This window comes from Cupriavidus sp. SK-3, from assembly GCF_000611145.1.
Taxonomy (GTDB): domain Bacteria; phylum Pseudomonadota; class Gammaproteobacteria; order Burkholderiales; family Burkholderiaceae; genus Cupriavidus.
In genome coordinates this window covers 1-10647 of record NZ_JFJV02000092.1, presented here as the reverse complement: position 1 = coordinate 10647, position 10647 = coordinate 1, and the positions used below count along the sequence as shown (strand labels likewise).

Sequence of the window (10647 nt, the reverse complement as noted above, 5' to 3'; positions counted from 1 at the left end):
CATCCGGTCCATCGCCCCATGGGGGGGGCGATGCGGCCCTGCCGTGCCTCATCGACTCTGCCGTTTTTGAAAAATTCACGCCACAGAGCGTTCGCCTCGAACCTCGGCACGGGGATGGAGCATCCGGGCCGCAAAGGGGGAGCGCCCTAGTGGATGCAGCGAGGCCGTCGTCGGGCGGGAGCAGGGCTTTGCGCCTGCCGGCCAGTCGCTCACGGTCCGGAAGAACCTTGACGATGATCGCGCTGGCTTCGGTGGCGTCTTCGAGCGCGGTCGGATTCCCATCATGCCTATCCCCAGGACCCGTATCCGGTTCAGGCCGGGCCCGGCCGGCGCACGCTCACACAAGAGGAACGTATGCGCCCATTCAGTCACGGTCCGGACATGCGACCCAAGGAGGCAGCCCGATGCCGTGAAGTGTAGTGAAGATGTGACGTTTACGTAGTAAAGATGCAACCATCTCGTGGATCCGTCGATTTGGTCTCTGGAGCCGACTTTCAGAGCAGCAATTCGGGCAGCAACGCGACGACTCGCTTTCTGGCTCTCATTGCCCTGACGAGCTTGCGGCTTTGCTGTTCGACGCGCCCTACCCTTTCCGCCAGCGTCGTCATGATGTCATGCGGATGGTCTTTCTGTTCGACCACGTCAAAGCCGCTCAGCCAGCGCACCACCCCTGTCGGCGGATGCAGCGGCTTGCACCAAAGGGCCTCGGGATGGCGACAGCCGCACCAATGCATCGCCGCAAACAGCCAGGCAGCAGCGTTGGTCTGCGCTGGCGCCACGGTGATGATCGGCATGTCTGGATCGAAGACCCGGGTAGCGCTGCGGATCCAGCGCCTGTCACGCTGCGGCAGGCTCGCCCACGAGCGGCGCAGTAGTAGCCGAGTCAGCCGCTCGCAATCGCGAAGCAGATCGTACGATTCGGCTTTTGTCATCGCACCAGACCTCATGCCGCGCAGGGCCACCGCCCTGCCCTGCTGGCGGCCTATGGGTTGGATCGGCAGCCACAGCACTCGTCGCCAATATCGTATGAGCGCGTCGCGATCATTCGCTGCTACCTGTTCTGGCTCAGGACCTATCTCAGGTTCCGGCATTGGCGCCGGCACAAGTATCGGCAGGACCATCGCTACACCTGCAGCCGCACAGTCTGCTGCGCCGCCACGTAACCCGACTCCCGTACTGCTCGCTCCCAGTGCGCTGGCTCGAGCACCAACCCGGATGAGTCCCACTGCGGCCCGTTCAGCAACATCTACTCCACGGCTCGGGTGAAGTAATCCATCGGGATCTCTACTGGACCCGCCAACTGTGCGACAGTGTGCGCGTTCACGAACCCGTTCCATAGCGCCGCTGCCGACTGTTCCAGTCGCAGTCCGGCTGTGTACGCGTCGGGATAGAAAAAGGCGGTGAAGGTGTCGCCGGTATCTTCCGGATAGCGGCTCAGGTCATAGCTGGCCAAGCACGTTGCCGCTTCCACCGCGTCCGTGATGCCACGGAAGTGCAACTGCTCGATCATGAAGCGCGCCACGATCTGCTCATCGCCGGCGAGTTGGTATTGCGCCTTGTGCTCCATCAACTGGGGTTGCCCGACAAGGAAGGTGATAAGCCGCACGCCGTGGCAGGCGAGTTGGTCATGGACATCGCGCAACCACTCCAGCGCATGCTTGGACAGTCGCTGCGCTTCGTCGCACAGGAGCACCACGATATGGCCCGAACGCATCTGCAGTTGTTCGCTCAGGCGGCGCATTAGGGCGAAGCGCTTCTCCGCGATGGTCCTAGGCTGCGGGTCCCGCACGCCAGCTGCACCCAACAGTGCGCTGAAGAAGGGGCCTTCATAATCGCTGCGGTGGTGCTCGCAGGACATGCGCAGCACGAGAATGTCGCCGCGGTGTCGCGCAAGGTGCAGCGCCAAATAATCGATCGCGTGGGTCTTGCCCATGCGTGGGCGAGCGTAGATGAGCGCGCCGGGGATCAATACGCGTACACAGTGCTCGACGAGGTCAACGAAAGCTTCGATGGCCGCGGTCGCCACGCGGTAATGACGACGTGCCAAGGGATGGTTATGGACCGTCAGCTGTATTGGGCTTGCTGCGGATGTGGGAGAGGTGCGTCTGGCAGCGCGAATCCGTGTCGCATTGGTTCGTGGTTGCGGGCGTGGCGCAACTTTCGCAGCCGTGATGGTCTTTTGGTTCATACCTGCTCCTTGCGAACGGCATCGAATGATCGCAGCCCACCGTGGCCGGTCACGGACGGGCCCGGCCCGCGCCCGACGGCGCACCCGCGCCTACAATTAGCGTGAGTACCCCCGCGCAATGCGCAGCGCCTTGCCCTTGACTGGGCCTGTAGCCAATGGCGTCGGCGGCGGTGCAGATGTCACGGCATCCGCAGCGGTTGTGGGAACCAGCCGTGATGCCGTCCGGCGTTCACGTTGCACCTGCGCAATGTCGCTGGCCGAGCGCCGTCGCTTGCCGGCCTGTTTGCGTCTGAGCGCGAGGAAGGCCTCGATTGGGTTCTCACCCGGGCCGAAATCGAGCTGGCGAGCGCGCTTGGCCTTGAAGATCTCTTGACGCAGGCGCAATGAATGCGGCTCGTTGCGCCACTGACCGCTAGCAAACAGGTCGTCTAGCATGTGTCCATCTTCGGTGCAGGCCCATAGCGTTCGCACGTCCGTCGGGTCATAGTGAATGCGCAGCCGCTGGCCAATCAAGCCGCTGCTTCTGGCAAGCCGCTCACTCGTGTAGCGCACGTGGTAAAAAGTAATGTATGGCCGTTCACCGCGACCGAGGTTGCCATGTACGCGGCACAACACTGGATCGTGAAGTAGTACGGGACGCTCACGGAGAGGCTTCGGAATCAGGCGCAAACGGACCGGCTGGCGACCGATGCCGAGCACGTGCCGGCGCATCATCTCCAGGGGAGTGAGACCACCCAGGCCAGCATGGGGCGTACCGTGGTAGTTCCATACCGTCAGATGCAGCAGTTCCTCCAGCTCCTGAGTCGTAACGAGCAACCGGAGAGTATCGGCCGGATCGCGCAGACGTTTCAAAATATGCTGTGCCGCATCCCTCCCCTTTATTGCTCCTGGGAGTCGCTGCGAGAGCGTGGCGGAGACCGTGCCAAAAAATCGCTCGATGAAGGGCCGGTCGTCGGGCTGGTACGCCGGACCAAAGTCCGCCGCACAGCCCAACGCCTCGCACACGACATCGAGGCTGGTGGCAGCCAGATGGGCGCGCGCATTGTCTAGCCGGATCTGTCGCCAGCAGGCGTAGCGGGTCTGTTCCAGGGCCTGCGAAACGAACCCACCGCTAGGCAGCAGGCGTAAGCCCGGCAGCGTGAGTTCCGGCATCTTCGCCGGCGTCACTGCGCGTTTGAACGTCTCGATAGCGTCAAAGCGACTACATTCACGCTGCAACGACAAGTTGAAGCCGAGAACACAGCGGGTGGCCACGTCGATGATGGCCAACAACCAGACACGCTCGATTTCATAGCTTTGTTCACCCCCAAGGGGGTCGTTGTCGACCACCTTCAGGCGCACGTCCATTTTGTGGGCGTCAAACTCGACAGTGTCGAACGCATCGGCGGAGCCCCGCTCTGGCAGCCGCCGCAGCGCCGACGCGGGCTTGATCCGACGGCCGGCGGCGCGCGCGGCCAGGTCAAAATCGTCCTGGATCCAGCCTCTGAGTGTGCGGGCCAAAGATCGAACGGCCTTGTCCACCTGGTTCAGCGGATAGTCGCCGGCGCCCAGCCCCAGTTCACGACAGGCCTGCTGGAAGCGTTGCGCCACTGCCTTGACGCCAACCAGGCGGCCTGGCTCGCCAGGTTGCAGTACGACCTTTCCCGCTTCGATCTCTCTGCGTAACTGCTCGGCCAGACTGCAGTGACGCTGCAGCAGCTGTCCAAAGGACCCAGCGTTGCCCGCCTTGCCGTGGACCAACACCAGGGGCACTTTGCTTCTTTCATACGGCTGCACCCGGACCTGCGGCACCAAGGCTCGGAATCCCCACAGGCGGCCATCGGGGTGCGCACTTACTGCGCGGCGGACTAATCGCTGCAAGGTAGAACGGTGGACGCCCCACGTCCTGTAAATGTGCAACAGAGAGCTACCGCTGGCATAAGCCTCGATCGCGTCGCGACGCTGTCCAAACGTGGTCCGCGCGTCGTTAGCAAGAAGGCTCTCGTCTATTCGCGGCCAATCCGACAGACGAATTGCATTCGGATCGATTCGGCGAGTTGGCCCAGTCATTTGCACTCCCTATGCCCGCTGAAAGCGCGTGGCTCCGCTCAGTGACGCTACCGCCAGGTCAGGACTAACGACGCGGCCCGATGCCAACAAGGCAAAGAGCGATGCCTCCACGCCGCCCGGGTCTTGATCGGAAAAGTGATCGAGCACCGCGTCCAATGCCCTCGGTTCGCTCAGAAAAACCACGATGGCCTGTTCCAGTATGGGGGCGTGGAATCGTCGGTAGCTGACAAGGTACGGGACAATGCGCGCCCAGTTGGCGATCGGCACCGTCCAGGCCTGCAATTCGGTTTGGCGGATGACGCGTACTTGCAGACCATGCAAGGTACTGGTCTCAGCCGTGAGTTCGTCAGGGCCTGGCTGGTTGCCATCTTCAGCGCGACGACGCTCAATCAGCCAGAACTCGCCGGCTGGCGCCTCTCGCAATCGGACCCAGAAATCAATCACTGCACTACCCGCATCGCCGAACCGGACCGGGCGCTCGGTGAACGTTTCAATCGCGGGATTGGCTTCAATCATCAGCCAGGTTCGGAAAGCCTCGTAACTACCAAGGCTCAGCCGACGCCCAAGCTTTGGACTGAACACCTCTATGCGTCGCCGCCATCCATGGCCGGCAAACGCAATCGGTTGACAGTAACGTCGTGAGAGATCGGGGCCGAGAGGATTAGACACTGTAGTAAAGGTGCGACTACGCAGGGGACCTACGATAGTTTCAACATTACTTCCTGCTGCCGGGTAGTACCAAGATTACTACTTGGAAAATAGTAGTAATCTTGGTACGGCTGCCCACACAAGTAACACTAAACCGTTGAATTTACGGGATCTTTTTTTCGGCCAGAGGTGTCATCTTTACTACACTTCACGTCTCGTGAGCCACGCCGACGTTGTTGCGTGTGCCCGTCATGCCGTAATGCTCGAGCAGCGCGGCGTAGCGGGCCGTGAAGTCCTCTTGCTGCTGCAGGTTCTTGAACGCAGCCGACAGGCTGTCAGTGCGATGTTCGCGCGGGCAGCCGCCGGCCTGCCAGAGCGCATTCTGCAAGCCAGTAGACAAGGCTTCGAAGCTCTCGCCGCCTTCGACGACGCCAGCGTATTCCCAGTGCGAGAACGCAAGCACGAAGTGATACAGCCGGTGACAGAACGGCGCGCCGGCGATGGTCACGTGCAGATCGCGCATGTCGGTAAAGTCCGACAGACCCTGCACGCCGGGCAGGTGTTCCTGCGGGAAGAAGATCTCCTTGCTGGGGCCCTCCATCGCGCGCCACTGGCTAACGCGCCGTTCCAGCGTGCGTCGCATGCTGTCGGGGAACCGATCGGGATGAGCCTCCTGCAGCTTGGCCAGCAACGTGACGGCCTTGAGCCGGGGCGAGTGGCGCAGCAGTGGCACGATCTCGCTGTCCCAGACATCAGAAAACGGATCGGAACGAGTGCGCCACGTGCGCGGCGTCTTCTGCGACGGCAGATGGTCGCCGTGCTCGATTCGCCGCGCTGTGCGGACGCTCATGCCGGCCATTGCCGCTGCGACTTCCTGGGTGTGATGTTTGCGCTTGTTCATGAAGAGGCGGACCTGCTGGTCCGTAATCGTAGAACAAAGGAAAGTCGTCACCGATTCCGAAGCAATGTCGTCAATCCGCGGGGCGACGGCGTCGTATTCGCACATATCTCAGTAAAATCAATGACTTACTTTCAGCGAAGGAAAGTTGTCACCGCGGAAGGATCGCTAACGTGTCAATCCCGGCGGTGTGAAGCGCCGAAGTGGCCAAAAAGTCCGTGTCGTCATCCATCTGGCGATCGCGGTCGGAGGCTTGAACACAGGACATTACAACGCTAGTCAACGTCTTGCGCGCCCGCCCCTTGTGATCGCGATCAAGTCAATGCCTGTGGGACGTCTAGCCAAGGCTTTTGCATCCCAAGCCATATTCAAAGTATGACCGCATCAACGCCTTCCGGTACTCCGGCTTCATGGGCCGAACACTGCCAGGTCGCCACCCCTTCCCACCATAGCGGGCGCGGCAATGCGCGCAACGATATGGTGCCTCGAGAAGTTGCACAGTCAAGCAAAACGGTGTCTCATGGCCGCACTGTACACAGGCGGACTGCAAGGGGTAACGATGGGCAGGACATCGAGTCGCGCTCGCCATTTGATGCAAGAGGCAGTGGTAGCCGCGTGACATGCAAAAGCGACAGTAGCGGAGCACTTCGCAATAGCGTCGCTGCTCTGCTTCCTCGATGAGTGCCACGCGGAGCGTCTTCTTCGGCAAGCCCAAGGCCTCATTCAACCGAACAGTATTCACCAATCCCTGCCGCGGCGGAATACCCTCGTAAGGATTCAGGTCCGGTCTCAGCAGCCGCATCATAGCCGTACCAGACAACGCATTCGTCATTTGGAGCTTCCACAAGATCGAGACGAGCGATTCCCATGGCTCGATCCACTTCTTGTCGAACACGTAACCCAACGCCGGTGTGAGCCTTGCCTCATCGAGCGTGAGGATAGGGAAGCGCGGCGCTCCCGCCTCACAAGGCGGCGGAGACGAGCACACGTCCGGTTGCATGGCGTGATTGGACATAGCCGCAATGCCGTACCGCGTGAGCCCACATCGCTGCTTCGGGACAGTAGCCCGGGCAATCCCTGATCTCGCTGTCTTTTAGCAGGATCTCGACGGCTCGAGCGAAGGACTCCATTGGGATCTCGAGGTTGCCTGGCAAACTGGCCTTGTGGTGCGCCGTCTCGAACGCCTCCCACAGCGCGTCGGCATCGTTGACCAGCCGATAACCAGCATCAAAGGCTTGCGGAAGGTAGAATCGTGTAAAGCTCCATTGGCTACGCTCAGGATAAGCCGTCTCGTCATAGCCGCTCAGACACGTCGCCACGTCCTTCGCATTTCGAATGCCATAGAAGGCCAATTCCTCGACCATTAGCCGCGCGACGATTTGAGTTTTCCCTGCCAGCTGCATGGCCGATTTCTGAGCGAGCAATTCCTGCTGCCCGACGAGGAAGGTGAATAGCTTGATCTGCTGTCGGTCCAGCGCATCGTGAACATCGCGCAGCCATTCGTACTCATTGTCGTTGTAGCGCTGCGCCTCATCACAGAAGAGCAGAACCGTGCCGCTGCCTGCCCGAGCGGCGGCCTCACGAATCCTCAGTGCGAGGCGCATACGTTTGGCCGGGTTGGCACCAGCGTTAGGATCCTGATCGCCAACCGCTTCAAGCAGGTTTGCGAAGAAAGGGCCTTCGGCATGCCTGGGCTTGTGTTCGCATCGTGCGTGGTAGCTGGTCATCCGTGGGTGATTGCGTGCCAGCAGCAATCGCACGTATTCGATCGCCCGTGTCTTCCCGATGCGCGACGGACCGTAGATCAACGCGCCCATGATCCTGTAGCGCAGACATCGAGTGACCAATTCGTAGAGTTCTTCGATGGCCGGCGTGGCGATGCGATAGTTGCCGGTGACCAAGGGGTGCAGCGATGGATCGATCGGACGCGGTATTTGAAGCGACATGATGACTCCCACGCGAGTGACAGCGTTAAAAGACCTGGCCGGTACCAATATTCAGTTTCTTCGGACGTGTCGGTGTTTTCGGCTCGGAGGCCTTATCTACGGTCGGCGCTGCAGCTGCGTCCGCTGTGGGCTGCGCAGCAGATGCTCCCCGCCCCATCGCAGTTCGCGCGGTCGGCGCGGATGACAGAATTCGCTTTGCCTCCGCCAGTTCGGATGCAGCCTTCCGTGTCTTCTTTGCCTGCCCCATCTTTCCGTCGACGTAGTCGGCGATGGGATCCGCCTCGACTCCCCCACGCGGCCGCTTCTTGTCTTTCTTCTCCTGATTGATTTGCTGGCGTAGTTTCAGGTTGTGCCGCATCACGCCCCATGCCCCTTGCGCCTCCAAGAGCTCCAACTCAGCGCCGTCCGGTTGGAACGCACGGACACAGCGAAGATCATCGACATTCAGATAGATAAGCAGGCTCTTGCCGATCAGATCCGTGCTACAGGCCAGGACACTGCTTGTGTAGCGCACGCCATACAAGTTAATGTGGGGTCGAATGCCCCGGTCGAGGTATGCGCGCACTGTGCAACGCCTGGCCGATTGCATCAGGCACAGCGTGCGACGCCGATGTTCGGGCAGCCATGTCAATAACTGTTCCCTGCCGCGAATAAAATACTCCATCGCCTCAAGTGGCGTGACGTTGTTCAGGCTGGCATGCGGGGTACCGTTGTAGCTCGCGATAGCGTATTCGACCAACTCCTCCAACTCGTCAAACGATACAAACAAACGTAGCTTTCCCTTGGGATCGGCCAGCGCACGCCGCAAATCACGTGGATGCGAGCCCGTATAACCAGGCAATCTGGAAGACAGTCTGCTCGCAATCGTGCCGAAGAACCGCTCGATGTAGGGTCGATCATCGGGGCTGTACTTCGGCCCTGCGTCTGCACAACAGCCAAGGAATTCGCACAACGCGTCCAGCGTCTCCGTGGCGAGGTTCGCCTTCGCGTTGTCAAGCTTTATCCGCTCCCAGGTTGTGTACGCGAGCTCCGGCAGGCGCTGCGAGGGAAAGCCGTCGTGCGACCCGTAGACCAAACCAGGAATGGTGAAATCGCGCGGGCGATGCGGTTCCAGGGCCGATTCGATGGTTTTAATGACGTCGTAGCGGCTATACTCGCGACCCAGCGCCAGGTGATAGCCCAGCACCGCACGCGTGCAGACGTCGATGATAGCGAGCAACCAAACGCGTTCGATTTCGAACTCATGTTCAAAGCCCAATGCATCGCGTACGACCACCTTCAGCCGGAGATCGAGTCGGTGGCCGTCGAACTCCACGACCTGATAGGGGCGCGTGGCCGGCCGACTGTCTGACTTATCGTAGTGAGGCAGCCCCTTCAGATGCGTGGCACCTGCCGCCCGTGCCGCTGTGCGGAAGCTACGCAGCAACTCGACTTTAAGCCGCGCGGATAGCGACCGAATGGCACGGCCATCCGTATTGAAGGGATAATCGACCGCCGTCAGACCGAGGGACCGGCATTGCCACAAAAATTCCGAGTGCAGTGCATGCAGGCCAACCAAGCGTGTCTGCAGTCTTCCATCGGTATGAACCTGTTCAAGCGAGACGCGACGCTGCTTTACTTTGAGGAGCAGCCACCCCGCGAGCATTGGAAAGCGCTCTAGGAAAAGCGCGAACGCGCCCGCTTTACCACTTCCGTCTTCGCTGGGTCGGCCATTGACCGGACTTACGCGAACGTACCCATTGACGCGCACGTGCGCCGACAAGGCACGGAATCCAAAGATGCGTCCGTCAGGATGCGGAGCCAAGCCTCGCTCGAGCCACCGATAGATCTGTCGACGGTTGACGCCGGTTACCTTCTCAATGTCCTTTACACGTTCGCCGCGCGCGTAGCGTTCGACGGCCTCTATTCTTCGCTTCATGGCCTCGCGCGTCTTAACGTCAAGCTCAGTCCACGCTATGCTCGGCCACGCGCTCAAATCAATTGATTGAAACTCAGGCTTGCGGCGAATCATGAGCGGCCTCCACGGCTGCAAACTTCGTCATCCACGATAATGGGTCGGTTCGCAATTCCTCGGCATGCACGCGGCCGGTTTGCAGTAGGGTGAAGATGGCGGCGCGCACAAGCACGGGGTCGCCCTTCGAGAACTCGCGCTCGATGGCGAGAAGCGGCTTTGGACTGGCGACAAAGCGCTCGACCGCGTCGAGCAGTGACACCGACACGAGACCTCGCGTGGCTACGATACTTGGCAGCATGCGCTGCCAGTTGTCGATCCAGATGCGTGATGCTGCCAGTTCGGTCGCGTCGACTAGCCGGACATTGAGCACATCAGCGCGGAACTCGAGGCCCTCCTTCGCTTCTTCATCGACCACTGGATCCGGCAGGAGTATCAACTCTTGACGATCGGAGTACGAGACCAGGAAGTCTGCTAAGTGCCGCCTCCCTCGAAACTGAATGAACCCGGGGCGCTCACAAAAGTGGCCGATTACCGGATCGGATTCGATCAATACCCACTGGTCGAACGCACAGCGTCGGTAGAAAGTCAGCCGCCGCTTCAGCTTCGGACTGAAGGCTTCGAAGCGGTGCGCACCGCGCGGGCGGACGAACGCAACCGGCTCCGCTATGTGCAGAGAATCTTCCATGAGATCAATGCCTTACGAGCGGGATTCGAAGTCTAGGACGCCAATTGACGAAATTAATCCGGACTAATGCGAATTGACGATTTTGCTTCGCTGGGAGTGCAAGCAATATTGTCAACTCACAGGCCGAGCGTCTATATTCGGCGCGGGTTCCAACGGGATTCCGGAGTGACAGACTTGCTGCGTTCTACGCCTATCGGCGCGAGGTCGAGCGCTTGCTGCTGTGGGCTGTCCTGCAGCACGGCAAGCCACTGTCGTCGCTCACCCATGAGGACCTGCTGC

Annotated in this window: 7 protein-coding genes and 1 pseudogene; all 8 read right to left on the bottom strand. The window is 60.5% G+C overall.

The window, feature by feature from the left end:
- Positions 1 to 494: 494 nt before the first annotated feature.
- The gene (locus CF70_RS09555; RefSeq protein WP_035863486.1) at positions 495 to 1010 is read right to left on the bottom strand and encodes a hypothetical protein; all 516 of its coding nucleotides are present in this window, start codon (positions 1008 to 1010) and stop codon (positions 495 to 497) included.
- A 236-nt stretch (positions 1011 to 1246) separates the two neighbouring features.
- Complete coding sequence (locus tag CF70_RS09550) at positions 1247 to 2188, bottom strand: ATP-binding protein (RefSeq protein WP_081862100.1); 942 nt, start codon at positions 2186 to 2188, stop codon at positions 1247 to 1249.
- Between the two features lie 96 nt (positions 2189 to 2284).
- Positions 2285 to 3979, bottom strand: coding sequence for a hypothetical protein (locus tag CF70_RS09545; protein WP_235184973.1), 1695 nt, complete (start codon positions 3977 to 3979; stop codon positions 2285 to 2287).
- Positions 3980 to 4246: 267 nt separating this feature from the next.
- The gene (locus CF70_RS33775; protein ID WP_051648209.1) at positions 4247 to 4753 is read right to left on the bottom strand and encodes a hypothetical protein; all 507 of its coding nucleotides are present in this window, start codon (positions 4751 to 4753) and stop codon (positions 4247 to 4249) included.
- 346 nt (positions 4754 to 5099) lie between these two features.
- Positions 5100 to 5786 (bottom strand): annotated as a pseudogene (gene istA / locus CF70_RS09535) (IS21 family transposase); the annotation flags it as partial.
- 959 nt (positions 5787 to 6745) lie between these two features.
- The gene (locus CF70_RS09530) at positions 6746 to 7729 is read right to left on the bottom strand and encodes an ATP-binding protein (protein ID WP_035863481.1); all 984 of its coding nucleotides are present in this window, start codon (positions 7727 to 7729) and stop codon (positions 6746 to 6748) included.
- 25 nt (positions 7730 to 7754) lie between these two features.
- On the bottom strand, positions 7755 to 9740 hold the full coding sequence (locus tag CF70_RS09525) for a helix-turn-helix domain-containing protein (RefSeq protein WP_035863479.1): 1986 nt from the start codon (positions 9738 to 9740) through the stop codon (positions 7755 to 7757).
- On the bottom strand, positions 9721 to 10368 hold the full coding sequence (locus CF70_RS09520; RefSeq protein ID WP_035863477.1) for a hypothetical protein: 648 nt from the start codon (positions 10366 to 10368) through the stop codon (positions 9721 to 9723). The genes CF70_RS09525 and CF70_RS09520 overlap by 20 nt, the downstream gene beginning before the upstream one ends.
- Positions 10369 to 10647 lie beyond the last annotated feature (279 nt).